Here is a 658-nt window from a genome sequence, read left to right as displayed (position 1 = left end):
AAGAGGGATTCGAACCCCCGCGAGCCGTTAAGCCCCTGTCGGTTTTCAAGACCGATCCCTTCAGCCGGACTTGGGTATTCCTCCAAAAAAATTATATGGACCTTGCAGGACTCGAACCTGCGACCGAACGGTTATGAGCCGTTAGCTCTAACCAACTGAGCTAAAGGTCCTAAATAATTTTACAACTAATAATTAGTGGCGGTGGAGGGGATCGAACCCCCGACCTCACGGGTATGAACCGTACGCTCTAGCCAGCTGAGCTACACCGCCATTGTATAGGTTTATGTTGTAATTAAATATGGTGGAGACTAGCGGGATCGAACCGCTGACCTCCTGCGTGCAAAGCAGGCGCTCTCCCATCTGAGCTAAGCCCCCATATTAATTTAATAATCCTTTTTCTAAGGTTATCGGGAAGACAGGATTCGAACCTACGACCCCTTGGTCCCAAACCAAGTGCTCTACCAAGCTGAGCTACTTCCCGTAGAAAATAAGCGCGCCCGATAGGAGTCGAACCCATAACCTCTTGATCCGTAGTCAAACGCTCTATCCAGTTGAGCTACGGGCGCATTTTATATATATTATGGTGCCGAGGACCGGAATCGAACCGGTACGATAATCACTTATCGCAGGATTTTAAGTCCTGTGCGTCTGCCAGTTC

General features: G+C 49.1%; 5 tRNA genes. All 5 read right to left on the bottom strand.

From position 1 onward, the window contains the following. Positions 1-96 precede the first annotated feature (96 nt). Positions 97-170 (bottom strand) — tRNA-Ile (locus tag HMPREF2603_RS09895). Positions 171-196: 26 nt separating this feature from the next. Further along, positions 197-270, bottom strand: a tRNA-Met gene (locus tag HMPREF2603_RS09890). Between the two features lie 29 nt (positions 271-299). Then, positions 300-375 (bottom strand) — tRNA-Ala (locus tag HMPREF2603_RS09885). A gap of 32 nt (positions 376-407) precedes the next feature. Next, a tRNA-Pro gene (locus tag HMPREF2603_RS09880) sits at positions 408-481 on the bottom strand. An 11-nt stretch (positions 482-492) separates the two neighbouring features. Beyond that, positions 493-566: transfer RNA gene (locus HMPREF2603_RS09875), tRNA-Arg, on the bottom strand. Positions 567-658: the final 92 nt, after the last annotated feature.

This window comes from Staphylococcus sp. HMSC055C03 (genome assembly GCF_001809385.1).
GTDB lineage: Bacteria > Bacillota > Bacilli > Staphylococcales > Staphylococcaceae > Staphylococcus > Staphylococcus simulans.
This window is presented reverse-complemented; position numbering and strand designations above follow the sequence as displayed.